This window comes from Streptomyces sp. NPDC055815 (assembly GCF_053616475.1).
Genome location: NZ_JBSHDU010000025.1, coordinates 41,279 through 65,962, shown reverse-complemented (window position 1 = coordinate 65,962; position 24,684 = coordinate 41,279). Strand labels below are relative to the sequence as shown.

At 73.9% G+C, this 24,684-nt stretch carries 21 protein-coding genes; 8 read left to right on the top strand and 13 right to left on the bottom strand.

What is annotated here, in order from left to right; all coding sequences use genetic code 11:
• Positions 1 to 11 precede the first annotated feature (11 nt).
• Both ACWGN5_RS18030 and yczR read right to left on the bottom strand, forming a co-directional pair.
• Positions 12 to 515 carry an FBP domain-containing protein gene (locus ACWGN5_RS18030; RefSeq protein ID WP_453516103.1) on the bottom strand — a complete coding sequence of 168 codons (504 nt, stop codon included), beginning with the start codon at positions 513 to 515 and terminating at the stop codon, positions 12 to 14.
• A gap of 76 nt (positions 516 to 591) precedes the next feature.
• Positions 592 to 2,061: a MocR-like transcription factor YczR gene (gene yczR / locus ACWGN5_RS18025; RefSeq protein ID WP_453516101.1), complete on the bottom strand. Its 1,470-nt coding sequence runs from the start codon at positions 2,059 to 2,061 to the stop codon at positions 592 to 594.
• A gap of 121 nt (positions 2,062 to 2,182) precedes the next feature.
• Between yczR and ACWGN5_RS18020 the strand changes: the two genes are divergently transcribed.
• The gene (locus tag ACWGN5_RS18020; RefSeq protein WP_453516100.1) at positions 2,183 to 2,365 is read left to right on the top strand and encodes a hypothetical protein; all 183 of its coding nucleotides are present in this window, start codon (positions 2,183 to 2,185) and stop codon (positions 2,363 to 2,365) included.
• The gene (locus tag ACWGN5_RS18015; RefSeq protein WP_453516097.1) at positions 2,362 to 2,904 is read left to right on the top strand and encodes a universal stress protein; all 543 of its coding nucleotides are present in this window, start codon (positions 2,362 to 2,364) and stop codon (positions 2,902 to 2,904) included. Before ACWGN5_RS18020 ends, ACWGN5_RS18015 begins: the two co-directional genes overlap by 4 nt.
• A 14-nt stretch (positions 2,905 to 2,918) precedes the next feature.
• Here the strand turns inward: ACWGN5_RS18015 and ACWGN5_RS18010 are convergent, their stop codons facing one another.
• Positions 2,919 to 4,451 (bottom strand): DUF6777 domain-containing protein, encoded by a 1,533-nt coding sequence (locus tag ACWGN5_RS18010; RefSeq protein WP_453516096.1) that lies wholly within the window; start codon positions 4,449 to 4,451, stop codon positions 2,919 to 2,921.
• A gap of 93 nt (positions 4,452 to 4,544) precedes the next feature.
• Between ACWGN5_RS18010 and ACWGN5_RS18005 the strand changes: the two genes are divergently transcribed.
• Positions 4,545 to 5,864, top strand: a complete 1,320-nt coding sequence (locus ACWGN5_RS18005) for a streptophobe family protein (RefSeq protein WP_453516094.1) — start codon at positions 4,545 to 4,547, stop codon at positions 5,862 to 5,864.
• A gap of 165 nt (positions 5,865 to 6,029) precedes the next feature.
• On the top strand, positions 6,030 to 7,151 hold the full coding sequence (locus ACWGN5_RS18000) for a serine hydrolase domain-containing protein (RefSeq protein WP_453516092.1): 1,122 nt from the start codon (positions 6,030 to 6,032) through the stop codon (positions 7,149 to 7,151).
• Between the two features lie 45 nt (positions 7,152 to 7,196).
• Here ACWGN5_RS18000 and ACWGN5_RS17995 read toward each other — a convergent pair whose 3' ends face one another.
• On the bottom strand, positions 7,197 to 7,814 hold the full coding sequence (locus ACWGN5_RS17995) for a TetR/AcrR family transcriptional regulator C-terminal domain-containing protein (protein WP_453516090.1): 618 nt from the start codon (positions 7,812 to 7,814) through the stop codon (positions 7,197 to 7,199).
• Between the two features lie 67 nt (positions 7,815 to 7,881).
• Here ACWGN5_RS17995 and ACWGN5_RS17990 point away from each other — a divergent pair, with 67 nt between their 5' ends.
• Positions 7,882 to 9,120, top strand: a complete 1,239-nt coding sequence (locus tag ACWGN5_RS17990; protein ID WP_453516088.1) for a beta-ketoacyl-[acyl-carrier-protein] synthase family protein — start codon at positions 7,882 to 7,884, stop codon at positions 9,118 to 9,120.
• 188 nt (positions 9,121 to 9,308) lie between these two features.
• On the opposite strand, the gene ACWGN5_RS17985 is transcribed toward ACWGN5_RS17990, so the two are convergent.
• From ACWGN5_RS17985 to ACWGN5_RS17965, 5 genes are all read right to left on the bottom strand, one after another.
• Positions 9,309 to 11,360, bottom strand: a complete 2,052-nt coding sequence (locus ACWGN5_RS17985; protein WP_453516087.1) for a hypothetical protein — start codon at positions 11,358 to 11,360, stop codon at positions 9,309 to 9,311.
• 122 nt (positions 11,361 to 11,482) lie between these two features.
• Complete coding sequence (locus ACWGN5_RS17980) at positions 11,483 to 11,896, bottom strand: cytidine deaminase (RefSeq protein WP_453516086.1); 414 nt, start codon at positions 11,894 to 11,896, stop codon at positions 11,483 to 11,485.
• Between the two features lie 116 nt (positions 11,897 to 12,012).
• Positions 12,013 to 13,005: a serine/threonine-protein kinase gene (locus ACWGN5_RS17975; RefSeq protein ID WP_453516083.1), complete on the bottom strand. Its 993-nt coding sequence runs from the start codon at positions 13,003 to 13,005 to the stop codon at positions 12,013 to 12,015.
• On the bottom strand, positions 13,002 to 13,661 hold the full coding sequence (locus ACWGN5_RS17970) for a hypothetical protein (protein ID WP_453516080.1): 660 nt from the start codon (positions 13,659 to 13,661) through the stop codon (positions 13,002 to 13,004). Before ACWGN5_RS17970 ends, ACWGN5_RS17975 begins: the two co-directional genes overlap by 4 nt.
• A 33-nt stretch (positions 13,662 to 13,694) precedes the next feature.
• The gene (locus ACWGN5_RS17965; protein WP_453516078.1) at positions 13,695 to 16,367 is read right to left on the bottom strand and encodes an FHA domain-containing protein; all 2,673 of its coding nucleotides are present in this window, start codon (positions 16,365 to 16,367) and stop codon (positions 13,695 to 13,697) included.
• Between the two features lie 101 nt (positions 16,368 to 16,468).
• On the opposite strand from ACWGN5_RS17965, the gene ACWGN5_RS17960 reads away from it, so the two are divergent.
• Positions 16,469 to 17,131 carry a TetR/AcrR family transcriptional regulator gene (locus ACWGN5_RS17960; RefSeq protein ID WP_453516075.1) on the top strand — a complete coding sequence of 221 codons (663 nt, stop codon included), beginning with the start codon at positions 16,469 to 16,471 and terminating at the stop codon, positions 17,129 to 17,131.
• On the opposite strand, the gene ACWGN5_RS17955 is transcribed toward ACWGN5_RS17960, so the two are convergent.
• Together ACWGN5_RS17955 and ACWGN5_RS17950 are read right to left on the bottom strand one after the other, a co-directional pair.
• Positions 17,095 to 17,901: a class II aldolase/adducin family protein gene (locus tag ACWGN5_RS17955; protein ID WP_453516074.1), complete on the bottom strand. Its 807-nt coding sequence runs from the start codon at positions 17,899 to 17,901 to the stop codon at positions 17,095 to 17,097. The genes ACWGN5_RS17960 and ACWGN5_RS17955 overlap by 37 nt on opposite strands.
• Positions 17,902 to 18,022: 121 nt before the next feature.
• Complete coding sequence (locus tag ACWGN5_RS17950) at positions 18,023 to 18,838, bottom strand: DUF3626 domain-containing protein (RefSeq protein ID WP_453516073.1); 816 nt, start codon at positions 18,836 to 18,838, stop codon at positions 18,023 to 18,025.
• 269 nt (positions 18,839 to 19,107) lie between these two features.
• Here ACWGN5_RS17950 and ACWGN5_RS17945 point away from each other — a divergent pair, with 269 nt between their 5' ends.
• Positions 19,108 to 19,767 (top strand): ThuA domain-containing protein, encoded by a 660-nt coding sequence (locus tag ACWGN5_RS17945; protein ID WP_453516071.1) that lies wholly within the window; start codon positions 19,108 to 19,110, stop codon positions 19,765 to 19,767.
• 101 nt (positions 19,768 to 19,868) lie between these two features.
• On the top strand, positions 19,869 to 21,266 hold the full coding sequence (locus ACWGN5_RS17940; RefSeq protein WP_453516068.1) for an NADP-dependent succinic semialdehyde dehydrogenase: 1,398 nt from the start codon (positions 19,869 to 19,871) through the stop codon (positions 21,264 to 21,266).
• 12 nt (positions 21,267 to 21,278) lie between these two features.
• Here the strand turns inward: ACWGN5_RS17940 and ACWGN5_RS17935 are convergent, their stop codons facing one another.
• Complete coding sequence (locus tag ACWGN5_RS17935; protein ID WP_453516067.1) at positions 21,279 to 22,307, bottom strand: PHP domain-containing protein; 1,029 nt, start codon at positions 22,305 to 22,307, stop codon at positions 21,279 to 21,281.
• 10 nt (positions 22,308 to 22,317) lie between these two features.
• Entirely contained in the window at positions 22,318 to 24,402 is a 2,085-nt protein-coding gene (locus ACWGN5_RS17930) for a SpoIIE family protein phosphatase (protein WP_453516064.1), read from the bottom strand.
• Between the last annotated feature and the right edge of the window lie 282 nt (positions 24,403 to 24,684).

The window sequence follows — 24,684 nt, the reverse complement described above, 5'->3', positions numbered from 1 at the left end:
CGTACCGCCCCTCAGCCCGTCGTCACCCGGTCGAGGAACGCGTCCAGGTTGCCCGTCAGACGGGCGACCTGCTCGTCGAGGGTGAGGGACTCCTCGTGGCGCCGGTGGCGCAGCTTCGGCTGCCGGCGGCCCCGGACGTAGAGGGAGCAGGCCAGGTCGGCGCAGAGGTAGATGCCGACGGTGTTCCCCTCGCGGCCGCGGCTGCCGGCCAGCGGCGCCACCAGGAGCGTGACGCCGGAGGACGCGTGCGCGGTCAGACAGACCTGGCACATGCTCGACTTCACGGCGCTGGTCCGTCCCGTGGCCGGGACCCGCAGGCTCACACCGAGCGGTCCCTCCTCGCGCGGCACGACCAGGTGCGCCCGCAGGGGCGCGCCCGGGTCCACCCAGCCGAGGAAGTCCAGGTCCTCCCAGGGGAGTTCGGCGAAGTCGAGGGGCAGCTTGAGTCGCGCCGCCTCGCCCTTGGTGCAGTTCACGAAGGACGAGCGGATCTGTTTGTCGGTCAGCGGTTCCACTCGGTGGACCGTACACGGACCTCCGGACGCGGGCATCCGAATATGGGCTCCACCGGCCCCGCCGCCCCCGCGCGGCTCAGGCCACCCAGTCCGGCTGGGCCGGGTCGGCGAAGTGCCCCGGGGCGCCGTCCAGGGCTGCCGCCAGCCGCTCCGCCGCCGGCTCGTAGACGTCCACGGGCAGCGTGAACGGGATCCGCAGCCGGTGCTCGTGCGTGCCCGGGTCCACGCCGAACCGGGCGCCGCCCTCCACCCGTACGCCGTGCCGCAGCGCCCGGGACGCGAGGGAGGAGGCGACCGGCCGGCCCAGGTCGATCCACAGGCACAACCCGCCCGGCGGCTCCGTCCACCGCCACTCCGGCACATGGCGGGCGAGCGCCTCGGTGAGCGCGGTCCGGCGCTGCCGCAGCTCGTCGCGGCGCCGGGGCAGGATCACGCCCAGGCGGTCGAGCAGGGCGACGGCCACCAGCTGGTCGAGTACCGAACCGGACAGGTCGGCGGTGATGCGGACCCTGGCCAGCTCGGTCACGACACGGGACGCGGCCCGCACCCAGCCGACCCGCATCCCGCCCCAGCAGCTCTTGCTCAGCGAGCCGACGGAGACGATCTGTTCGCCGTCGCCCCCTCCGGCGGCCGCCGCGAACGGCAGCGGCGCGGGCACGTCGAGGGCCATGTCCGTCAGTGTCTCGTCGACCACCAGCCAGGTCCCGGTGGCCCGCGCCGAGCGGGCGAGCTCCCGGCGCTGCTCCGCGGGCATCAGCCGCCCGGTCGGGTTGTGGAAGTCCGGGATCAGATAGGCGAGCCGCGGCGCGGTCTGCCGGAGCGCCGCGTCGACGAGCCCGCTGTCCCAGCCGGTCTCGGTCACCGGCACCGGCGTGACGCGGAGCATGCGCCCGCGCATCGCGTCGAGGGCGTTGGGGTACGAGGGGTTCTCGGCGAGCACCCGGTCGCCGGCCCGGCCGAGCAGCGTGAGCACCAGCGAGACGGCCTGCTGCGCACCGGTGGTGACCAGGATCTGGTCCGGGAGGGTCGGCAGGCCGCGGGCCGTGTAGCGCTCGGCGATGGCGGCGCGCAGCGCGGGCAGCCCGTACGGGTGGTAGCCCTGCGCGCCCGCGTAGCGGGGCAGCTCGCCGGCGGCCGCGGCCAGGGCGGCGGACAGCTCCTCCTCGGGCGCGTGCGGCGCGGCGAGGGCCAGGTCGATCGTCGCGCCCGCGTCGTCATGGAAGGCGCCGAGCACCGTGGGCGTCTGCCCGTCCGGCAACGCCGTCCACGTGCCGGCGCCGCGTCGGCTGTGCGCGTACCCGCTCTCCCGCAGCAGGTCGTACGCCCCCGTCACGGTGGTCCGGCTCACCATGAGGACCGCGGCGAGCTCCCGCTCGGCCGGCAGCCGCAGACGCAGCGCCACCCGGCCGTCGAGCAGCGCCTCCCGCACGGCCCGCGCCAGCTCCCGGTACCCGAACCGGCCCTCCGGGGGCGGGGTGAGCAGCGATGCGAGCTGGCGGCCCGTCAGGGTCCGGTCCGCTGTATGGACCACACGTGCCACTGCCATGCCAATCACTCCTCATTGGCTCTGCTGTCCGGGCCAATAAGGTTACAGACTCCTTCCCAGTGGCCTGGTGGCCATGGTCCTCAGATGTCCTCAGATGTCCTTCAGGGAAGGGAGACGACCGATGTCCGGACACTTCACCGACCGTGACGAGCGAATGTGGCAGCAGCGCGCCGAGGAGCGGGCGGCCCGCCCCCTGCCGATCGGCGCCTGGTTCCGGGCCCTGCGCCGCCGGGCGGCACGCACCCGCGTGGAGCACGCCGCCGCGACGGCGAAGCCTCGCGCCCACGCCTGCGAACCGGCATGACCGGCCCGTTGCCGCAAGGCGGCGGTCGGGTCGTCGTCGGGGTGACGGGCTCGCTCGCCTCGCTCGCCGCCCTGCGGTACGCGACCGTGCTCGCCCGCCGCGAGAACAGGCCGCTGCTCGCGGTGCTGGTCTGGGAGCCCCCGGAAGGGGAGGGGCTGTTCGCCCGGATGCCCGACCGGGCCTGGGCGCGACTGTGGGGCGACGAGGCCCGCCGTCGCCTGGAGGACGCGCTCGTCGACGCACTCGGCGGCGTCCCCGCGGGCCTCGCCTTCGAGGGCCGGGTGGTCCGGGGCACGCCCGCCTCGGCACTGTGCGCGGTGGCCGACCGACCGGGGGACCTGCTGGTCCTCGGCTCGGCCCCCCGCCGGGGCCGGTTCGCCCGGCTCCGGCGGCGGCCGGTGCTGCGCGCGGTCCTGCGCCGCGCGACCGGGCCGGTGCTGACGGTGCCGGGCCCGCTCCTGTTCCCCGGCGAGGCCCGCGTCCTGCGGCGGAACGCCCGTACCCCCGTACCGGAGAGAAGGGCCGCCTGCGCGCCCTGAGGGGGCGACCGCGATCAGACGACGGGCGCGGAACCGGGACCGGGCGCGGGGGCCGGGATCGAGGCGGAGGCCGAGGAGGACCGCGACGCCGAGGCCGAACCGGACGGGACCTTCGAGCCGGACGGGACCTTCGATGCCGGCGCCGAGAGCGAGGCGGCCGCCGCCGACTGGTTCTGCTGGTCCGCCCGCTGGTCCGGCAGCCCGCTCGAAAGGTCCGCCGCGCCGTCCGACGGGGGCCCCGACTCCGGGCTCGACGACGCCGTCGACGGCGAGGAGTCCGAGGGACCGGGCGAGTCGGACGGGGACTCCGGCGAGGACGTCGACGCCGAGGGGGAGAGCGTCGAGGGGCACGGCGACGGGGTGATCCCGTTGCTCGGCGTCGGGGTCTCCGTGCCCGTCACCGTCACGCACGGCACCGGCGACGACGGGGAGACCGACGGGGACGAGCTGGACGTGGACGGCGAGGGCGGTACGAGGGTGGACGGGGAGATCGTGGGCGGCGGGGGAGGCGGCGGAGTCGGCCTGTCGTGCTTGCCGGTGTCGCCGTGGATCCGCGCGAACCAGCCGTCGTCCTGGGGGTCGTACACCACGAAGACGTTCACGACCGTCACCGAGGGCGCCACCACGACGACCTGCTGGGAGCTGTACCCCTGCCACGGCGTGCCGGTCGTGCGGGGCGCCTGCTGCGCCACCGGGACGGTGAGCGGATTGCCGCAGGCGCAGCGCACCCGGGGTACCCCGCGGCCGTCCACCATGACCGCCGTCCCGGCCTGGAGTACCGCCTGGTAGGTGGTGGCGGCGCCGTCGCGGAAGCCGTGGTTCGTCACCCGGGTGTCGACGCGGAGCTGGAGCGGGGTGAGGGAGCGGAGATAGCCGGGCACGTCGTTCGGCGAGACTCCGACGACCTTGGCGAAGGCCGCGTTCTTGGCGGGCTCGCCGGAGAGGTAGCGGACCTGCTGCTCGACGTCGCAGCTCGACACCGACTTCGTGCCGCCGTACAGGCCGGGCGTCGACCCGGACATCTCGGGTAGGGCCGAGGCGGTACGGGGTGGCAGGGCCGCCGGTGGGGCGGAACCGCCGTCGGCGCGTGCCGTCGATCGGGTGAAGGGGTCCGGGCCGGTCGCGGCGGCGTTCTGCAGGAAGACCTCGCCGCCGCCGGAACCCGCGGTGTCGCTCTTGCCGTCGGGGCGGTTGGTGAGGACGACGGCCAGCGCCGCGGCCGCGACGAGTACGGCGGTGACCGAGGCGACCTTCGGGACGGAGCGCCACCAGGGACCGCCATCGCCCTTCCCGCCACCGCCAGGACCGTCCCCGCCCGGCCCAGCGCCGCCGGCCCCATCGCCGCCCGGACCGGAGCCGCCCGGTCCCGAGCCGCCCGGTCCGGGGCCGCCGCCGGACGAGCCGCCGCCCCCCGAGCCGCCGTGGGGCGGTCCGGGCGGTGGCGGGGGGCCGGCGCTTCCCGGGCGTGTGCTCGGACCCGAGAGGGGGCCCGAGGGGGGACCTGCGGGGGGAACCGACGGAGGGCCGGACGGCGGGTGGGAAGTCACGTTTTTCCCTTTCTTCCGTTCCGCGCCCATTGTGTGCGTCGAACGGTGCCCGTCCGCAAGCGGAGCACCGGCCCCGGTACTAGCGTGGGCCGGGTGACGAGCAGTCGGCTCCCCGCCTCCGCGCGGACATCCACGACCCCGACCGGGCCCTACGTCCGGGTCGTCCTCCAGGCCCTGGCCGCCGTGGTCGCCGGGTTCGTCGCGATGGGCGTCGTCGCCGGGCTCGGCCTCTGGGCCGCGGGTGCCGCCGACCTCCCCGGCGGCTTCACCGCCGTCCTCGCCGCGGTCGTCGTCATGGCCTCGGGCGGCAAGGTCGAACTCTCCGGCGACGCGGGCGCCCTCGCCGGCACCCAGGCCGAACTGACCGCCATGCCGCTCACCGTCACCCTGGTGGGCGCACTGGTCACCGGCTACTGCTTCCTGCGCCCCCTGCGGCACCACGCGGTGACCAGCAGCCGCTCGCTGCTGCTCCGCGCGGCGAGTGTCACCGTGCTCTGGCTGATCGCGCTCGCAGGCGTCTCGGCCCTCGCCCGCCACGACTTCCCGCTCACCCTCGGCGGCGGCACCTCCGAAGGGTCCCTCATGGACATCTTCGGCGAGCTCCTGGACGCCACGAACCCGACCGTCGGCTTCCGCACCGACGTCGGGACCACGCTCTTCTACGGCCTCCTGTGGATCCTCGGCGTGCTCGCCGTCGCCCTCCTCGTCTCCCGCAGGACCCCGCTGCCGCCCCGGCTCGTCCGCTACCAGGAACCCGTACGGCCCGCGGCCTTCGCGATGCTCCTGCTGCTCCTCGCGTACGTCGTCGTGGGCCTGGTCATCGGGATCGTCGTCGCCGCGACCAAGGGCCACACCGCGGAGACCCTCGCCGTGCTCCTCCTGGGCCTCCCCAACCTCACCTGGATCGCCCTCGGCGTGGGCATCGGCGGCTCCTGGCAGGGCAAGGCGGAAGGGCCCTTCGGCCTGCCCATGCCGCAGATCCTCGACGCCGTCCTGCGCGGCAAGGGCGACAGTCCGGACCTCTCCACCGTCGACCTGTCCTCGCTCGCCGCGCAGGACGCGCGCGCATGGTGGCTGCTTCCCATCGCCGCCGTCCTGGTGCTCGGCGCCGCGTTCGTGGCGGCCGTCCGCTCCCCGGCCCGCATCTCCCTCTGGCAGCACTCACTGCACGTGGGCATCGCCTTCGCACTCACCATGCTGGTCGCCGCACCGCTCACCCTGGTCGAGGCCCGCTTCGGCCTCTCCGTCCTCGGCATCGGCGACCTCGCCTCGCTCGGCGGCGAGGTGCTGCTCCGCCCGGACGTCTGGAAGACGACGGGCTTCGCACTGCTCTGGGGCCTGGCCCTCGGCTTCCTCGGCGGCCTCCTCGCCTCCCGGGTCCACCGCAAGGGCGAGGTCGTCGACCAGGCCTAGGTCCTGTCTGCGGGGCCTGCCGACGGGCACACGGACGGCAAGGAGGCTCGACGAACTTCCCCTGAACGTCCGAGAGCTGTCCGCGCGTCACGACCTGACTGTCTCCACGCGGAATCCGTCGGCTCTTGATCGATTGGCCACAGCATGGCCGCCGGAGGACGCTCGATGGTAGGGAAGAAGGTGGTCCGAGTGCATCGGATGGCGTCGTGGTTCACGGCCGGGGCCGCCGTGATGGTGGTCGCGCTGTCCGGTGTCGTACTTCCGCAGGCGCAAGCGGCCGACGACGATCGCGAGAAGCGCAGTGCAGCGCTTCTTCAGGACCTGGTGCCCTCCGCCGACGGCCCGGGCTGCGCGGCCGCGGTCGGCGAACGCGGTGATGTCGTCTGGGAGGCGGGCAGAGGGAAGGCCGACCTGGCGACCGGGCGCGCCATCACCTCGAAGACGGTTTTCGACATGGCGTCCAATTCCAAGCAATTCACCGCGGATGCCGTTCTCCTGTTGGCCGGGCGGAATCGACTCGCACTCGACGACCCCCTGTCCGACTTCCTCGACAACCCGCCCGCCTGGACCCAGGACATCACGCTGGGTGACCTGATGCGTCACACCAGCGGCATTCCCGACTATCAGGATCTGCTGGAGGCCAAGGGCATCGGGCTGACGGATCCGGCCGGCCAGCGGGAAGCGATCGCGGCCATCCTCGCCTCACAGCCGGAGGATTCGCCAGGCAGGCGTTTCTCCTACTCCAACTCCAACTACGTCCTCCTGGCCCACGTCGTCGAAAGAGTCACCGGAAAGCCGTTCCCGACGTTCCTCCAGCAGGAATTCTTCACCCCGCTGCACCTGCGCATGAGGTTGTCCCCGGCGGTCGACGTACCCGGCAAGGCGAAGTCGTACGACGAGCGGGACGGCGCCTTCACCCCCAATTCCTCCCCCTGGAAACAGTACGGAGACGGGTCCGTTCAAACCACTCCCGGGGAACTTGTCCGCTGGGCCGACAACTACCGCACCGGCCGCATCGGTGGAACGGAACTGCTCACCGGAGTCACGGAGGGGGCCGTCAATGTGGGCGACGCCCTGCGCCGACGCGGCATCGAAGAAGGGTGGTACGGCGCCGGAATGCTCCTTCTCCCCGACAAGAGCCTGGTGCACCGCGGCGACTGGGAGCAATTCCACAGCACCTTCAAGGTGAGCCCGGACCGGAACACCGCCGTGGCTGTGGTGTGCAACGCCGATTCACCCGACAATTTCCGTGCGGCGAACCAACTGCTGGACATCTGGAGCAAATGACGGGTCGGCCGACGGCAGTCCGCGCGCTGGAGGAGCGCGGCGGAGCTAGCCGCGCTCGGCCTCGTCGTGGATGGTCAGGGCTCCGGCCAGGTCGAGGTCGGAGACGGTGCCGTGGGCGCCGGCGCGGACCAGGAGGACCGCGCCGAGCGCGGTGCTCCAGAACGTCCTGACCTCCGTGGCGAGCGGGCGGCGGGCCGTCCAGCCGCGCGCGTCGACGAGCCGGCCCACGAAGCGCTCGGACTGCCGGAACAGCAGCTGGAGGTGCCGGTCGACCACGGGGGCCAGTTCGGGCTTGGAGATCCCGGCGGCGAGCGCTCGCGCGACCGACGGGAGTGACGGCATGGCCAGCACGGCGCGGGCGATGTTGCGCCGGAACGCCGCCGCGTCGGGAGCCTGGCGGCCGATGCGCTCGATCCGCCGGGCGTCGTGCAGCAGGCCGAGGAAGGCGGCGTGCACGAGCAGCGAGTCCTTGGAGCCGAAGTAGTAGGTGACCTGATTCGGGAAGGCGCCCGCCGCGTGCGCGATCTCCGCGACGCTCAGCTCGGCGCCGGGCCGCTCCTCGCAGAGCCGTGCGGTCGCCTCGATCAGTCGGCGCCTCGTCGCGCGACCGCGGTCACGCGACCGGGCCGAGGTCGAGCGGGCTTCGGTCGGCTTCTTCTCCACGCCGGAATTGTATGTGATACAACATGGGCCCTGTTCACTTGTATCGCATACAAGAAAGGTGACGGGCATGCACCGGACTGAAGTCGTGGTGACCGGACTCGGCGCGATCACGCCACTCGGGGGAGACGTCGTGTCCACGTGGGAGGCCCTGCTCGCCGGCGAGTCCGGCGTTCGGGGCGGAGCCCTGCGCGGCCACGAGGCCGCCGGCCTTCCCGACATCGTGGCGGGGACGATGGCGGTCGATCCGGCCGCGTCGCTGCCGCCGGTGCGGGCCAGGCGGCTCGACCGCTCACAGCAGGCGGCCCTCGTCGCGGCGGCCGAGGCCTGGGCCGACGCCGGCGCCCCGGACGTGGACCCGGACCGCCTCGCGTCCGCGATCGGCACGGGCATCGGTGGCGTACGGACGCTGCTGAAGGAGGACGACGCACTGGAGGCGGCCGGGACCCGGCGCGTCTCGCCCCGCACGGTCCCCATGCTCATGCCCAATGCGGCGGCGGCGCTGATCAGCATCGAATACGGGGCACGGGCCGGGTCCTACACGCCCGTCTCGGCCTGCTCCTCCGGTGCCGAGGCGATCGCCCTGGGCGCCAGGCTCATCCGTGCCGGAGAGGCGGACGTGGTCATCGCGGGCGGCACCGAGGCCGCGATCACCCCGATCACCGTCGCCGGCTTCGTCCAGGCGCAGGCACTGTCACGGCACGCCGAAGAACCGGCCTCGGCGTCACGGCCGTTCGCCACGGACCGCAGCGGATTCGTCCTCAGTGAGGGCGCCGCCGTCCTGGTGCTCGAAAGCGCCGAGCACGCCCGCGCCCGCGGCGCGCACGTCCACGCGGTGCTCGCGGGCGCCGGCATCGCCGCCGACGCCCACCACATCACGGCCCCCGCCCCCGACGGCTCCGGTCAGGTCTCGGCCATGCGGAAGGCCCTCGCGCAAGCCGGTCTGGCTCCCGAGCGGATCGGCCACGTCAACGCCCACGCCACCGGGACCCCCGTCGGCGACGTCGCCGAGGCACGCGCGATCAGGGAGGTCTTCGGTCGCGCCACCGTGACAGCCCCCAAGGCGGCACTCGGTCACCTCTTCGGCGCGGCCGGTGCGATCGAGGCGCTCATCGCCATCCTCGGCGTGGAACACGGCGTCATCCCGCCGACCCGCAACCTCACCGCGGCCGGCGTCGACCCCGACATCGACCTCGATGTCGTCGCGGAACGACGAGACCTCCCTCAGGAGGCCGTGCTCAGCAACTCCTTCGGCTTCGGCGGACAGAACGTCTCACTCGTCGTCACCGGTGCACGGCATCACGGCTAGGCCGTCTCTTCCGGATCTTGCCTGACCCGCGACGCCTGGCACCGCACCTCGCCGCGTTGTCGGGCCCGCCCAAGTACGTCCAGTAGTCGGGCGACCCTCCGCCTTGCGATGCACGGCACCAGACGCCGCGGGCTTAACCGGCAAGATCCGAAAGAGACGGCCTAGCGGCCCATCCCGTAGACGTCCGGTCAGGGGCCGTCGGGCTCCGCGTGCCCGTCGAGCCACGCGCGGGCCGCTGCCCGCTCGGCCTCGGTCGCCGCGGGGCGCAGCTGGTCCGGACGGCGGATCAGATCGTGCTCCCGGGCCGCCCGCAGGCCGATCGCACGGGCCTCGGGGGAGAGCCCCGGATGGTCCACGACCTCCCGCGCGCGCTGCCACCAGCCGCGGCGCATCGCATCGAAGGAGTAGTGCCACAGCGGCTGCGCGGGGTCCACCGCCGAGAGGAGCAGTCGCCGCGCGACATGCGCGGGGAGGGCCCGCGCGCGCAGCAGGCGGTCGGCCACGCGGAGCGGGGGCTCGCCGTCGAGGCGGGCGCGGACCAGCACCCAGGTGAGGAGCTGTCCGACGTCGTGGGCGCCCGAGGTGACGAAGTCCCACAGCTCGGCCGCCTTGGTCTCGTCCGGGGCGCCGAGGTGGGTGAGCAGCCGGAGTTCTTCCTTCCACAGCGGCCGGGGCCTGGCCCACCAGGCCAGCAGGTCACCGGCGGCGGGGTGTCCCAGGTCGAGGGCCAGACAGGTGAGGGTGACGAGCGGGTGGCGCCATTCCGTGTACGTGGTCCGGTACCGCTTGGTGAGGTCCTTCTTCCAGCGGGGCAGCAGCGCCTCGACCTCCGCCGCGCCGGCCGAGCCGTGGGCGTACAGCAGCTCCAGGCAGAAGCCGAGCCCCTGCATGCCGGTGCCGCGGTCCGCCACCCGAGCCCGCAGCCAGTGGACGTCGGCCTCGGTGAGGGTCCGGTACCGGTCGTAGACGTCGCACAGCGAGCCCTCGTAGGCGGTCAGATCGGGCCCCGTGCCGAGGAGCAGTTCGTCGCGGACGGCGTCGTAGCGGTCGGCGGCGGCCAGCGCGTCCGCCGCGTCGACCCCGGTGACGTCGGCGTAGCCGGGGCCGAGCCGGACGGCCTCCTCCCGTACATGGGCGACCTGGTCGCGTGCCGTGCCGGCGGCGAGCACGCGCAGGGCGCGCGGCAGACGCGCGTCGGTGGAGAAACGGACCGCCGCCAGCGCGGCGAAGGACAGGCCCGCCCGGTGGTCGACCCCCGACTCCCGCCGCCGATCGGCCGTGACGGCCGCGGAGAGCGCCCCGGACAGACCCCGCAGCGATGCCTCCGGGGCCCCGTGCGCTTCCAGTTCCGCGGCGAGCGCGGCCGCGGCCAGGACCGCGTCGGGCTCGTGGACGGCCCGGTGGACCGCGAGCCATGCGCCGATCGCGGCACGGTCCCCGGCGAGCGCGAACTCCCGCAGCACGGCGAGCCCCTGCCCGGACGGAACCTCACGCACCACCTCGGCCGCCCGGCTCCCCAGTGCGGCGACCGCGTCCCAGGCCTCGGCGTGGTCGTGGCGCAGCAGCGCGTGGAGCAGCGCCCGCCAGCCGTCCCACTCCGCGAGCCGCCCCTCGTACGCCCCACGCCAGGCGCGCGAGAGCCGCACCGTCTCCTCGTACGAGAGCCCGTCCCGGCGTTCGAGGCAGGTCACGAACCGGGCCGCGCCCGGCAGTTCCACGGGCTCCCGCAGCCGCTCGTGCAGCCACTCGGCCTCGGCCGCCGTCAGCGGACGGTGGCGGAAGGGGTACACCGTCCGGTCCAGCGGCTCGTCGAGCCCGGCGAGGAACTGCCGTACCCCGGTGGGATCCGCGGGGTCCGGCAGCCCCGCCTCGTCCCGGCCCGACATCAGGTCGAGCCGGAAGGCCCCCTGCGGCCCGCCGTCGACGACACGGAACCCGGCCGGCCCCTCGCCCAGCCCAGCGGCGACGGTCGCGTGGTCGCCGCCCCAGTACAGCATCAGCTCCCGCGTCAGGGACCCCGACCGGTCGAAGGCCTGATGCGCCTGCCAGTGCCAGTACGCGAACGACGTCCCGTCGCCGAGACCCCGGGTCCCGATCAACTCGGCGGCGTCCTCGTGCCCGTCGCTCTGCGTGTACCGGCTCCGCGTCGGCGGCGGAAGGACCACGAACCCGTCACCGCCGAGCGTCCGCCACCACGCCTTCACCCCGTCGAGGTCCGAACGCGCGCGACGACTGGCCATGTGCTGCTCCCCCTGGACGTACCGGCCCTCCGGGCGTGCGGAACGACGCCCTCGCCGATCACCCTCGCACACGCCTCGGACAACGCTGGCCCGGCGGTCCCAGCGCGAGCTGAGGAGCGCGGTTACTCGGCGTCGAGCTGGTGGTCGGCCCAGATGTAGCTGGCGGGCAGCAGGTCGGTGATGAGGACGGTTCGGATGTGATCGCCTTCGCCGACGATGACCTTGAGGGTCGGGAAGTAGTCGAGGAGGACCTGACGGCACCGGCCGCACGGGGGAACAACCCCTCGGTCGCGGTCGCCCACCGCGACGATCGTGTCAAGGTCGTAGGCGCCCTGGGTGGCTGCCGTGCCGATGAGGACCAGCTCGGCGCAGGGTCCTCCCGTGAAGTGGTAGGCGTTCACCGCGGTGACGATGCGGCCGTCCCGGGCACGGGCGGCGGCTGCCATGGTGTGGTTGTCGCCCCGACAGCGAGTGCGGGCAACGTGCGCCGCCGCCTCGATGAGCTCGTGGTCGACGGGAGGGGTCTGCGTGGTCATGCTCTCTGCCTTCGTCAGGTGTCACGCGACGTTGACCCGAGTGACGAGGAAGCGCAAGCGAATTACGGAGGTCGGGAGGGCGGAGACCGCGCAGGTAGGCAACGCCTGACGCGCCACTAGTCCAGCTCCCGGAAGACCGGCCGCGCCCACGCCGGCGGGGCGGGTGGCGCACCCAGTCGCCGCGGCCCCCGCGGCACCACCGGACCGCCGCCGCCCGCGTCGGCCAGGACGGCGCGCAGCGCGGCCACGAACTCCAGGCACGTCCCGTACCGCTCCTCGGGCGTCTTCGCCAGCGCCTTGGCGAACACCGCGTCCGCCGCCGCCGGCAGCCCCGGCCGCACCTCGGAGAGCGGGGGCGGCGGATCGTACTGCTGCGCCCACAGCACCGCCCAGTCCGTGTCACGGCGGAACGGCGGCACCCCCACCAGCGTCTCGAAGACCACGCACGCCAGGCTGTAGACGTCGCACCGGCCGTCCACCGGCTTGCCGGAGATCTGCTCGGGCGCCACGTAGTCGAGGGTCCCGACGAACTCGCCCACCGTCGTGAAGCCCGTCAGCGAGAGGGACTTCTTCGTCAGGCCGAAGTCGGTCAGGTACACGTGCTCCGGGTGGTCGCCGTCGGTGCCCTCCGCGACCAGGATGTTCCCGGGCTTCACGTCCCGGTGCACCAGGTCGTGCGCGTGCGCCGCGTCCAGGGCCGAGGCCACCTGCACCGCGATCCGGCCCGCCTTCACCGGCGGCAGTGGGCCCTCGCGGTCGAGCAGGGCCACCAGGTCCTGCCCCGCCACGTACCGCATCGCGATGTACAGGACGCCCTCCGTCTCGCCCGCGTCGAAGACCGGCACGATGTGCGGGTGGTCGATCGAGGCGGCGACCCGCGACTCGTGCGCGAAGCGCTTGCGGAAGGTGTCGTTGCGGGCCAGTTCGGGCGCGAGCAGTTTCAGCGCCACCGTCCGGTCGAGGCGCAGATCCCGCGCCCGGTACACGACGGCCATGCCGCCGCGGCCGATCTCGCTCTCCACGCGGTAGCCCGCGATCTCCTTGCCGATCAGCCCCGAGGGCCGGCCCGCCGGGAGCTCCGGGTCCCCATGTGCCCCGCCGGTGGTCATCGCTCCTCACCCGCCGGTCCCGACGGCCCCACGACCTGCGTCGGCGGCGGCCCGGCCGCCCCCGCCGGATCCACCTGGGGCACGACCTGCGTCGGCTCGTAGCCGGGAGGCGCCGCCGCCCCGGGCTCCTCGGCCGGCCGGTCGGCTTCGGGGGAAGGGGGCGCCGACGCCGCGTACGTACTGAGCCCGACCCCGTCGCAGTACACCCAGCGCTCGTGCTCCGCGTCGTACAGCCACACCGACTCGCCGTCGACGACCATGCCGACCCGCAGTCCGCGGGTCCGCAGCCGGAAGCCCTCACCGTCGAGCCGGCCCGCGCCCAGCTCCTCCGCGGCCCGCCGGTAGCGGCCCAGCGCGTCCTCGGCGCGGACGATGAGCGGCCGGGGATCGGCCGTCCTGGTGAGCGGCCGGCCCGCCGCCGGAGGGTCTTCCGGCACGCTCACCAGGAGGCGCGCGTCGACCCACGCCGTCCAGCCGTTGGAGCACAGCACCCGGCCCCAGTCGCCGGTCCGCTCCTCAAGACGTACGGGCAGGAAGGCGTCGAGGGGCACCGTCGGCAGCTCCGGATCGGGCGCCTCCCAGGCGGGCAGCCCGGAACGCGGCACCACATGGGTGGGCCGGAACTCCGGCACGTACTCGGGTACGGGGACGCTCACGGCCTCACCTCCGCCGTAGGAGAGCTCACGGGCCTACCTCCGCATGACGACCGGCTCGTGGCGGCGCAGCAGCCGCGCCACGACCAGGCCGAGGACGAGACAGAGCACCACCATCATGCCCATGTCGAACAGCCAGGCCTCCGCCGTGTGCCGCATCAGCGGATCGGCGGTCTTCTCGCTCGGCGCGATCTTCCCGATGTCGATCGTCGCGCCCATCGCCGCGAACGCCCACCGCGAGGGCACGAGCCAGGCCAGCTGCTCCAGGACGGGCGTGCCGCGCACCTTGAGCAGCGCCCCGCAGAACACCACCTGCACGATCGCGATGAGCACGAGCAGCGGCATCGTCACCTCCTCCTTGCGGACGAGCGCCGAGACCAGCAGACCGAGCATCATCGCCGTGAACGCGAGGAGCGCCACCGCGAGGGTGATCTCCACCAGCGGCGGCATCAGGACACCCTTGCCGCCGGGCACGTTCAGCGGCACACCGATGAGGGCCACCAGGGTGAGCACCACCGCCTGCACGACCGTGATCAGACCGAGCACCACCACCTTGGAGGCGAGGTAGGCGGAACGGGACAGGCCGACGGCTCTCTCGCGCCGGTAGATCGTGCGCTCCTTGACCAGCTCGCGCACGGCGTTCGCCGCGCCCGTCAGGACACCGCCCACACAGAGGATGAGCAGCACGTTCAGCGTCGACTCGGGGTTGAGACTGCCCTCGGACAGGGCCCGGGCCATCGCGCCCATCACGAACGGCAGGGCGATCATGATGGCGAGGAAGGTCCGGTCGGCGGAGAGCGCCGCCGCGTACCGGCGTACGAGCGTCCGCAGCTGGGAGCCCCAGCTCTGCGCCTTCGGCGGCGGTGCGGGCTCCACGGCCGGCCGGGCGGCGGCGCGCACGGGGGCGCCGGCCGGCGCGGGGACGTCGGAGTGGGCCATGGGGTCCGCGATGTACCGGCGGTGGAAGCGGGAGGCCCGGTACTGCTCGGCCCAGTCGCGGTCCCGGTCGTTCTCGAAGGCTTCGAAGGCCTCCGGCCACTGCTCGAAGCCGAAGAAGCCGAGGGTGTCGGCGGGCGGGCCGTAGTACGCGACCCGGCCGCCCGGAGCGAGCACCAGCAGTCGGTCGCACACGTCGAGGCTGAGCACGCTGTGCGTGACCACGACGACCGTGCGGCCGTCGTCCGCGAGCCCGCGCAGCATGCGCATCACGGAGCGGTCCATGCCCGGATCGAGACCCGAGGTCGGCTCGTCGAGGAAGAGCAGGGACGGCTTGGTGAGCAGTTCGAGGGCGACGCTCACCCGCTTGCGCTGACCGCCCGAGAGGCTGTGGATCGGCTGCTCGGCGCGCTCCACCAGCCCCAGCTCCCGGATCACCTCGTCGACCCGGGCCCGCCGTTCCGCCGCCACGGTGTCCTCGGGGAAGCGGAGTTCGGCGGCGTAACCCAGGGCGCGGCGGACGGTGAGCTGCAGGTGCAGGATGTCGTCCTGCGGCACGAGCCCGATGCGCTGGCGCAGCTCGGCGTAGTCCCGGTAGAGGTCACGGCCGTCGTAGAGCACCGTGCCCCGGTCGGCCGGGCGCTGACCGGTGAGCGCGCCCAGGAGCGTCGACTTCCCGGCACCGGACGGGCCGACGACCGCGAGCAGGCACTTCTGGCCCACCGGGAACGACACCTCGTCGAGGAGGGTCTTGCGCCCGTGGTCGACGGTCACCGCGAGCGAGCGGACGTCGAGCGACACCTCGCCGGTGTCGGTGAACTCGACGAGCTGCCCGCCGAGCAGACAGAACGCGGCCCGGCCGATGCCGACGATGTCCTCCGCCGTCACTCGGGCCTCCACGACGGGAGCGCCGTTGAGGAAGGTGCCGTTGTGGCTGCCGAGGTCGTGGATCCAGTACGTGCCGTCGGGGTGGGCGCGGAGCTCGGCGTGCCGCCGGGAGACCACCAGGTCGGCGACGACCACGTCGTTGTCGGGGGCGCGCCCGATCCGGATGCTGTGGGTGGGCAGCGGCCGCACGGAGGTCGGCCGGCGGAAGGTGCCGGTCGCGGCCGGATGCTCGACGGACGGGGGCCGCGGCGTCACGGGGCGGCCGCGACCCGCCCCGGGAGGCTCCGGCAGGGGCAGCGGAGGGGCCTCGGGCGCGGGTTCCCGCGGGGGTGCGGGCGCGGGTTCCGGCGCGCGTGCGGGCGCGGCTTCCGGGGGCGGTGGCGGCGGTAGGTCCCGTACGGCCTCCTCAGGCGGAAGCGGCGGCAGGTCCCGTACGGCCTCCTCGGGCGGTGGCGGCGGCAGCAGGGGCGGTCCCTGCGGCTCCGGCACGGGCCAGGGTTCCGGTACGGGCTCCGGCGGGAACTCGGGAGGCGCTTCCGGTACGGCACGGGGTTCCGCCGGGGCACCGCTCAGGAGGACCGCGCGCGGCCCGTCGGCCGGATGCCCGAACCGTACGACCGTCCCGGGACCGACCTCCCGCGACCGGGCCACCCGCAGACCGTCCGCGAAGGTGCCGTTCGTACTGCCCTCGTCCGCCAGCGTCCAGTGGCCGCCGGCGGCGCTCAGCACCGCGTGGTGCCAGGACGCCCGGGCGTCCGCGAGCACGATGTCGCTGGTGGGGTCGCGCCCGATGCGATAGACGCGGCTCGGGTTCATGAGCGTCGCGTCCCCGTCGATCTCGAGGACCAGATCGGGCGCAGCGGGCACGAAGGGCCGCTCTGCCATGCGTCGAATTTTATCCGCCGGTGCTGATCGCCGCCCGGGAAGAGGACGCCGGTAAGGTGGGCGTCCGCCGCGCGAGCGGCCCGAACGAGGAGGACGCACCCGTGCCGAAAGGTGTCACCAGGCGACGGCCCCGCACCCGCGCGGCGCTCCTGAAGGCGGCCCTGGAGACCTTCGCCGAGCACGGCTTCCACGCGACGACGATCGAGCAGATCTGCGAGCGCGCCGGCTACACGCGGGGCGCGTACTACTCGAACTTCGCGAGCAAGGAAGAGCTCTTCCTCGCCCTCTTCGACGAGCACAGCGAGCGGACCGTACGGCGCCTCGCCGAGTCCATCGACGCGCTCACCCCCGAGGAGTACACCCTCACCCGGCTCGCGGAGCTCGCCGCCCGCGTCGAACCGGACGAGCGGGAGTGGTACCTCGTCACCACCGAGTTCACCCTGCACGCCATCCGCGACCCCCAGGCCGCTTGGGTGCTCGCGCGCCACGACGAGCGGCTGCGGGCCGAGATCGCCCGCGGCCTCACCCTCGTACTGCGCCGGGCCGGACGCGAACTGACCGTGGAGGCGGACCGGTTCGCCCGCCTTCTCATCGCCCTGCGCGAGGGCGGACTCGCGCAGAGCTACGTGGAGCCGGACGAGCTGCCGCCCGGCACCCTGGAGCGGCAGTTCCTCGCCCCGCTCCTGGAGGCGACGACGCGCGAGATCCCCGGCCGGGGGCCCGCGGCTCAGTCGAACAGGTCGGGGTCGGACGCGGCGATCTGATCCCACAGCGGGCGCGCCTGGAACCAGCCGGCCAGGTGCCCGCCGATCTGCCCCCGGGTGAGCAGGGCCGTCTCGCGGTCGATGAGCTGCGGGGTGCCCGCCGCCATCGCCAGGAGCTGCGCCTGGCAGGAACGCTCCATGGTGACGAACCACCACACGGCCTCGGCGACGGAGTGGCCGACCGTGAGCAGCCCGTGGTTCTTGAGGATGACGGCCTTGAAGTCACCCAGAGCCTTGGCGACCCGCTCGCCCTCCTCGGTCTCGTTCACGACGCCCCGGTAGTCGTCGTAGATCCCGTGGTCCTCGAAGAACGCGCAGGCGTCCTGGGTGATCGGGTCGAGCGGGACGCCGAGGCTGGAGAAGGCCTTCCCGTGCAGGGAATGCGAGTGCGCGGCGGCGACCGCGTCGGGGCGGGCCGCGTGCACGCGCGAGTGGATGACGAACGCCGCCCGGTTCACCGGCCGGCGCCCTTCGAGGACGTTCCCCTCGTGGTCCACCAGGATCAGGTCCGAGGCCTTGATCTGGGTGAAGCTCATGCCGAACGGGTTGACCCAGAACGCGTTCGGGTCGCCGGGGTCGCGCACGGTGATGTGCCCGGCGACGCCCTCCGAGAAGCCGAACCTCCCGAAGATCCGGAACCCGGCGGCGAGCTGCTCCTTGCGGTAGCGGCGCTCCTCCTCGACCGACTCGAAGGTGGGCGGCAGCGGCACGATCGCGCCTTCGGGCAGCGGCCCGACGGCGGCGGCGATGGCGGGCGGCACGGTGCTCATGACGGCTCCTCGTGGGCTGGTGCGGGCGGGGGCGTACGGGCGGGCCTGCACGGGCGGGGCGTACCGGCGGGCGCGTACGGCGCGCCAAAAGATACAGAGATGTATCCGATACGACAACGGATCAGACGGTGGGGGCTCCGAAGCGGGCCAGGTAGTGCCAGACCTTCTTCACGTCCTGCTGGTCGTAGCGCCCCGATCCGGCCGCCTCCTGCACGATCCGGGCGTCCAGCCGGCCGTCGACCGCGATCCGGGCCGCGAGTTCCACGTACTCCGGCCCCCGGAACGCGGGATACCGCCGCAGTTCGTCGACGGAGACCCGGAAGCCCCCGTGCCACTCCACCGGACACGGCAGCCGGCGCGCCGCCTCCTCCACCTCCGTGCCCCGGTGGCTCGGGTCGAGGACCAGCGCCTCCACGTCCCGTCCGATCACGACCGGGCCGTGGACCTGCGCCTCGATGTAGTCGTCGAGCGGATCCCGCTCGTCGGCCTCGGCGAGCGCGATCAGCCGCATCCGGGACGCGACGCCGAAGTCCTCCGGCTCCAGGAAGCTGTCCGGGTAGCAGAAGGTCGCCCGGTGCAGGGCGGCCGCCGTGAGCCGCAGATGGGCGGAGCCGAAGCGAGGGGCGGCCCCGAAGGGGCGGCGGCGGAAGTCGAGGGCGCCGTAGACCGGGCGGGTCTCCGCCGGGGCCGCGTCGTACGCCCCGCCGAAGATGCGGCTCTCCCAGCGCCAGCGGTCCCCGTCGGGGTGGGCGGTCAGACCGCCGTTGCCGGTGCCGGTGACGAACTGGGAGCGGTAGACCCCCTCGTCCGCGAGCCGGTGCAGGAAGTGCGGGTGGAAGTTGAGGGTGACCCGCAGGGCCGGGTCGAGGGCCTCCCCGGTGGAGCGGTCGGTCACATGGGCGAGGGCCCGCCGGGCGTGCTCATGAAGGGGCGTCATCGGGGCAGTGTGCCGGAGCGGCGGGGGTTGCGGCCCGGGGTTTTCGGTGGCTACGGTCGAGGGCGGAGGGAAAGCGCTTTCTCTCCTGTTCTTCCCCCGCTTTCCCCCGCCCGCTCTTCCCCCGCTCTTCCCCGCTTTCTCCGCCGCCCGGCCCGGTCCGCTCCGCCCCGCCCGGAGCTGTCCGCCCCGCCCGTCCCCGTCCGCCCCGCCCGTCCCCGTCCCCGTCCGCCCCGCCCGTCCCCGTCCCGTACCGCCCTGGAGTTCACCGCGTGCCCACCTCCGACGTCCTGATCTACACCCGCACGGCGGGATACCGCCACGACTCCATCCCCGCCGGCGCGACCGCCCTCGCCGAGCTGGCCCAAGAGCTCGGCAGGGCGGCCGAGTTCACCGAGGATCCGGCCGTCTTCACCCCCGAGCGGCTCGGCCGGTGCGCCGCCGTCGTCCTGCTGTCCACCACCGGGAACGTCCTGACGCCCGAGGGGCGCACCGCCTTCGAGGCGTACCTCCGGGGCGGCGGCTCGCTCCTCGCCGTGCACGCCGCCGCCAACGCCGAACCCGACTGGCCCTTCTACGGCGAACTGCTCGGCACCCGCTTCGACGGCCACCCCGAGGTCCAGCCGGGCCTCGTCCTCGTCGACTCCCACGACCACCCGGCGACCGCCCCGCTCCCGGACCGCTGGGCCCGCACCGACGAGTGGTACAACTTCACCTCCGACCCGCGGACCTCCGGTGTCCGGGTCCTGGCCCGCGCCGACGAGTCCACCTACCGGGGCGGCACCCACGGCGACGACCATCCGCTCGTCTGGTGCCGGGAGGTCGACCGGGGGCGCTTCTTCTTCACCGCGCTCGGGCACGCCTCGGAGACGTACCGCGACCCGGCGTTCCGCGCCCACCTCTCCGGCGCCCTGGCCTGGCTCACCGCCTGAGCCGGGGGCGCGGCGGTCACCCCACCGCCCCGCCCCTGTTGCGCCGACGCCCAGGGAGCGGGAGGTTGCAGACGGGGGCCGATGGCAGGAGGAGGCACGTCATGGGCATCGCCACCGTGAACCCCGCGACCGGCGAGACGCTGCGTACGTACGAGGCCCACGGGCCCGAGGAGGTCGAGCGGCGCATCGCCGCCGCCCACGAGGCGTACCGCCAGTACCGCACGACCTCCTTCGCCGAACGCTCCCGGCTCCTGCGCGCCGCCGCGACCCTCCTCGACGAGGACACCGAGGACATCGCCCGGACCATGACCACCGAGATGGGCAAGCCGATCGCCGCCTCCCGCGCGGAGGCCGGCAAGTGCGCCAAGGCCATGCGCTGGTACGCCAAGCACGCCGAGGAGCTGCTCGCCGACGAGCACCCGGCAGAGAGCGACGTCCAGGACTCCGGGGCCGACGTGGCCCGGGTCCACTACCGGCCCCTCGGTCCGATCCTCGCCGTCATGCCGTGGAACTTCCCGCTCTGGCAGGTGATCCGCTTCGCCGCGCCCGCGCTCATGGCGGGCAACACCGGCCTCCTCAAACACGCCTCCAACGTGCCGAGGACCGCGCTCTACCTGGGCGACCTCTTCCGCCGCGCCGGATATCCCGACGGCTGCTTCCAGACCCTCCTCATCGGCTCCCGCGAGGTCGAGGGCGTGCTCCGCGACCCGCGCGTGGTGGCCGCCACCCTCACCGGCAGCGAGCCGGCCGGCCGGTCCGTCGCCGCCGTCGCGGGCGACGAGGTGAAGAAGACCGTCCTGGAGCTCGGCGGCAGCGACCCGTACATCGTCATGCCCTCCGCCGACATCGTCGGAGCCGTGAAGACCGCCGTCACCGCGCGCGTGCAGAACAACGGGCAGTCCTGCATCGCCGCCAAGCGGTTCATCGTCCACCAGGACGTGTACGACGACTTCTCGGAGCGTTTCACCGCCGCCATGAACGCCCTCACCGTCGGCGACCCCCTCGACGAGTCCACCGACGTCGGCCCCCTCGCCACCGAGCAGGGCCGGGCCGACCTGGAGGTGCTCGTCGACGACGCCGTGGGGCGGGGCGCCACCGTCCTGTGCGGCGGACACCGTCCCGAGGACCCGGCGCTCCGGAACGGCTGGTACTACCGGCCCACGGTCCTCACCGGCATCACCCCGGAGATGCGGATCCACCAGGAGGAGGCCTTCGGCCCGGTCGCCACGGTCTACCCGGTCAGCGACATCGAGGAGGCCGTGGCGGTCGCCAACGACTCGCCGTTCGGCCTCAGTTCCAACGTCTGGACGCGGTCCCAGGAGGACGTCGCGTTCTTCGTCCGCGACCTGGAGGCCGGTGGCGTCTTCGTCAACGGCATGACGGCCTCGCACCCGGCGCTCCCCTTCGGCGGGGTCAAGCGCTCGGGGTACGGGCGCGAGCTCTCCGGCCACGGCATCCGCGAGTTCTGCAACGCGACGACGGTCTGGCAGCGGGCCTGACCCGTCGGGGGCTCAGCCCGCCGTCCACTCCAACAACCGTTCCGCCGGCCAGGTGTTGATCACCCGGTCCGGCGGGACCCCGCACTCCTCGGCCCGCGCGCACCCCAGGATCTGCCACTCCAGCTGGCCGGGCGCGTGGGCGTCCGTGTCGACGGCGAAGTACGTGCCCGCGGCGACGGCCTGCCGCAGCAGCCGGCGCGGCGGATCGAGGCGCTCCGGGCGGCTGTTGATCTCCAGCGCCGTACCCGACTCGGCGCAGGCGGCGAAGACGCGCTCCGCGTCGAACTCGGACTCCGGCCGCAGCCGCCCGCCCGCCACCAGCCGCCCCGTGCAGTGCCCGAGCACGTCCATCAGCGGATCGCGCACGGCCCGTTCGAGCCGGCGGGTCATCGACCGGGCGTCCATCCGCAGCTTCGAGTGGACCGAACCGACCACCAGGTCGAGCCGGTCGAGCAGCTCCGGCTCCTGGTCGAGCGAGCCGTCCTCCAGGATGTCGCACTCGATCCCGGTGAGCAGCCGGAAGGGCGCCCACTCCTCGTTCAGCCGTGCCACCACGTCCAGTTGCTCCCGCAGCCGCTCGGGGGACAGGCCCCGCGCCACCGTGAGCCGCGGCGAGTGGTCGGTGAGCACCGCCCACTCGTGCCCGAGCGCCGCAGCCGTACGCCCCATGGCCTCGATCGTGGCGCCGCCGTCCGACCAGTCCGAGTGCAGGTGGCAGTCGCCGCGCAGCGCCGCCCGCAGCTCCTCGCCGAGGTGGCCGTCCGTCTCGCCCGGGCCCAGCGAGGCCTCCAACTCCTCCTCCAGGTGCGCCAGATACTCCGGCACCCGCCCCTCCAGGGCCTCGCGCACCGCCGCCGCCGTCTTCGGTCCGACGCCCTTCAGGGACTCCAGGGTGCCCGCCGCCGCGCGGCGGGCCGCCTCGCCCTCCGGCAGGGCCGCGACGGCTGAAGCGGCCGTGCGGAAGGCGCGCGCCCGGTAGCCGGGCGCCTGGCCGCGCTCAAGGAGGAACGCGATGCGGTTCAGGGCGGCCACGGGGTCCACGGCGACCTCCTCACCCACCGCCGGGGGCGGCTTCGGCCGCCACCGGCGCCGGCCCGATCTCGCACCACACCGCCTTGCCCTCGCCGCGCGGTTCCACGCCCCACCGGGACGCCAGCGCGTCGATCAGGAGCAGCCCCCGGCCCGAGGTGGCGGCCTCTCCGGGGGTACGCCGCCGGGGCCAGGCGCTCGACCGGTCCTGCACCGAGAGCCGAACCCGCCGCACCGGCTCCGGCAGCACCTCCAGGGTGAGCACCGCCCCGCCCTCGGTGTGCAGCAGGACGTTCACGAGGAGCTCGCCCGTCAACAGCTCCGCGTCGTCGACGAGTTCCGGCATGCCCCAGTCGCGGAGCGCCTGCCCGACGGCCGCGCGCGCGTCCGAAAGGCCCTGCGGGTCGGCCTGGTGGATGTACTGGTGGATGCGCGGAGCCCGGGGCGTGCCCGGGTCAGGGCTGCGGCGCAGTACGAGGAGCGCCACGTCGTCGCCCGAGCCCCACCGCTCCCAGAGCCGCTCGGAAAGGTGGTCGGCGAGCGCCTCCGCCTGCGGCGGGCCGCTGCTGATGGCGCCCGACAGCGCGGCGAGGCCGGACTCGATGTCCGAGCCGGGCTGTTCGACGAGCCCGTCCGTGCAGAGCACCAGCGTCTCGCCGGGCACGAGGTCGAGCCGTGTCTCCGGGAACTCCTCGTCCCCGAACACGGTCGCCAGACCCAGCGGGAGGCCGCCCCGCAGCTTGGGCTGCCCGACCCGGCCGTCGGTGTGCCGGATCAGCGGACCGAGGTGCCCGGCCCGTACGGCGCGCAGGGTGCCGCTCGCCAGGTCCACCTGCGCGTACGTGCAGGTCGCGAAGCGGTTGGTGTCCAGTTCGGCGAGGAACCGGGAGGCGCGGGCGAGGACCGTCGACGGGGCGTGGCCCTCTCCGGCGTACGCGCGCAGGGCGATCCGCAGCTGCCCCATGATGGCGGCGGCGTGCGTGTCGTGGCCCTGGACGTCGCCGACGACGATCCCGACCCGGCCGCGGGGCAGCGGGATCACGTCGTACCAGTCGCCGCCGACCTGCCGTCCGCTCCACGCCGCGTGGTAGCGGACGGCGATCTCACCCCCGGTGAACTGCGGGATGTTGCGCGGCAGCATCGTCGCCTGGAGCCCGGTCGCCAGCTCCCGCTCCTCGTCGAAGAGGATCGCCCGCTGGAGCGACTGGGCGACGATCGCCGCGAGACCGAGGGCGAGGTTCCGCTCGTCGGCGTTGAACGAGGTGCGGCCCCGGTAGAAGAGGGCCATCCCGCCGAGCGAACGCGCCTGCGCGACCAGCGGGAGGTAGCAGGCCGCCCGGAACTCCAGCCGCGACAGATAGGGCGCGAGTTCGGGGAAGTCCCGTCCCAGGGACGGGAACGAGGACACGAAGCGGGGCCGGCCGCTCAGCACCGTCTCGGCCAGCGGCAGCTTCCGGTCGAGGCGGCGGCTGCGGAAGTCGTTGAGGACGTCGAGGGATTCACCGCTCAGCGCGATGATGTTGAGCGAGCCGTTCTCGACGAGACCGAGCGCCAGACCGTCGGCGCCGAGCCGGGCGAGACCGCCGGGCCCGGTCAGGGCGGCCGTCACGTCGTCCACGGTCACCGCGCGCGACAGCGCGTTCGTCGTCCGCTCGACGATGCTCGTCTGGACCTCGCGCCGCTTCTCCAGCTCCTGCACGAAGGCGAAGTGGGCGACCTCGGCCGTCGTGTCCCGCACGACCCCGACGATCCGCCGGGCCCGGCCGTCCGGCGAGCGCAGGATCCGCGCCTGCACATGCGTCCAGTGGGGTGAGCCGTCGGCCTGCGGGATGGGGAAGTGGGCCGTGTACGAGGTCGCGCCACCCTTCACGGCCTGCCGTACGACGCCGTCGAGCTTCTCCCGCTCGTCGGGAGCCAGTCGCGTGACGATCGACCCCGGTCGCCCGTCGTAGGCGTCCGGGGACACGCCGAAGATCAGCAGCCCGGACTCGTCGACATCGATGGTGCCCGTGTCGAGATCCCAGTCGAAGCTGCCGGTCCGGTTCATGGCGAGCCACTCGGCGGGCCCGATCTCGCCACTGCGCGTACGCGGGTCGTCATCGGTCATCCTCCCCATTGTCGAACCCGCACCCCGCGGACGCCATGGCGGTGACACGGCGTGGCGCGAGTTCGCCGCGGGCCCGCTGCGCGGCGCTGCGGCGACGGAGGGGACGGGAGTGCCTGCCGAGGCGGGCGGGGCGCGGGGCACGGGACGGGGGCGCCGGACTCCGGGCTCCTGGCATCGGATGCGGGACGCCGGGCGGGGGAGATGGGACGCCTGGTGCGGGATGGCGCGTGCGGGCGGTGGGACGCCTGGCTCGGAGCCCGGGAGGGGGGTGGTGGGACGCCT

Coding starts and splice junctions, on each gene's coding strand:
- ACWGN5_RS17965 (WP_453516078.1), bottom strand. CDS start 16,367: ATGGCAGAGCGGCCCTTCGTGCCCGCTGCGCCCGATCTGGTCCTCGAG.
- ACWGN5_RS18020 (WP_453516100.1), top strand. CDS start 2,183: ATGTCCGGACACTTCACCGACCGTGACGAGCGAATGTGGCAGCAGCGC.
- ACWGN5_RS17980 (WP_453516086.1), bottom strand. CDS start 11,896: ATGACCACGCAGACCCCTCCCGTCGACCACGAGCTCATCGAGGCGGCG.
- ACWGN5_RS17975 (WP_453516083.1), bottom strand. CDS start 13,005: ATGACCACCGGCGGGGCACATGGGGACCCGGAGCTCCCGGCGGGCCGG.
- ACWGN5_RS18000 (WP_453516092.1), top strand. CDS start 6,030: ATGGTAGGGAAGAAGGTGGTCCGAGTGCATCGGATGGCGTCGTGGTTC.
- ACWGN5_RS18015 (WP_453516097.1), top strand. CDS start 2,362: ATGACCGGCCCGTTGCCGCAAGGCGGCGGTCGGGTCGTCGTCGGGGTG.
- ACWGN5_RS17985 (WP_453516087.1), bottom strand. CDS start 11,360: ATGGCCAGTCGTCGCGCGCGTTCGGACCTCGACGGGGTGAAGGCGTGG.
- ACWGN5_RS17955 (WP_453516074.1), bottom strand. CDS start 17,901: ATGAGCACCGTGCCGCCCGCCATCGCCGCCGCCGTCGGGCCGCTGCCC.
- ACWGN5_RS17930 (WP_453516064.1), bottom strand. CDS start 24,402: ATGACCGATGACGACCCGCGTACGCGCAGTGGCGAGATCGGGCCCGCC.
- ACWGN5_RS17950 (WP_453516073.1), bottom strand. CDS start 18,838: ATGACGCCCCTTCATGAGCACGCCCGGCGGGCCCTCGCCCATGTGACC.
- ACWGN5_RS17940 (WP_453516068.1), top strand. CDS start 19,869: ATGGGCATCGCCACCGTGAACCCCGCGACCGGCGAGACGCTGCGTACG.
- ACWGN5_RS17990 (WP_453516088.1), top strand. CDS start 7,882: ATGCACCGGACTGAAGTCGTGGTGACCGGACTCGGCGCGATCACGCCA.
- yczR (WP_453516101.1), bottom strand. CDS start 2,061: ATGGCAGTGGCACGTGTGGTCCATACAGCGGACCGGACCCTGACGGGC.